Origin of the sequence: Streptomyces chisholmiae (assembly GCF_031845445.1) — a bacterium.
GTDB classification, from domain to species: domain Bacteria; phylum Actinomycetota; class Actinomycetes; order Streptomycetales; family Streptomycetaceae; genus Streptomyces; species Streptomyces chisholmiae.
On the sequence record NZ_JAVREO010000103.1, the window covers coordinates 1 to 483 of the forward strand.

At 65.6% G+C, this 483-nt stretch carries 1 protein-coding gene; it reads right to left on the reverse strand.

Annotated elements, in window-relative coordinates:
* Positions 1-483 (reverse strand): ABC transporter substrate-binding protein (locus RM844_RS32280; protein WP_311671006.1); only part of this gene is annotated, 483 nt, incomplete at both ends.

Genomic DNA, 483 nt, shown 5'->3' on the forward strand with positions numbered 1-483 from the left:
CTCGACGTCACGGGCGGGGTTGGCGTACTGGGCTGCTGCCGCTTCGAAAATCGGACGGCTGTAGCCCCAGGCGCCGGATTGGATCGGGGTCAACGATGCCTCGGCGGTGCCGTGGTACACCCCGTTGACGATGCCCTGCCTATCCAACGCCATGCTCAGTGCGTGCCGAACATCCTTGTTCTGCATGGGCCCTGGGCGTTCCGTGGGGCGGATGGCCAGCCAGTCGGTGCCGGCACCGAGGTAGAACTTGCCCTTGCCGGACGAGCGCAGCGGTTCCATGGCCGAAAGCGGTGTGCGGTGCGTTCCGTCGATGTCTCCGGACAACAGGCTGCTGGTGATGGTCGCCTCGTCGGTGACGAACGTGAGAGCCGCGCGGTCGGCCTTGGCGGCGTTGGCGGCGTTCCAGTAGTCGGGGTTCTTCGTCATCTCGATGGTCTTGCCGGGCTTCCAACTGTCGAAGCGCAACGGCCCGGTGCACATGAT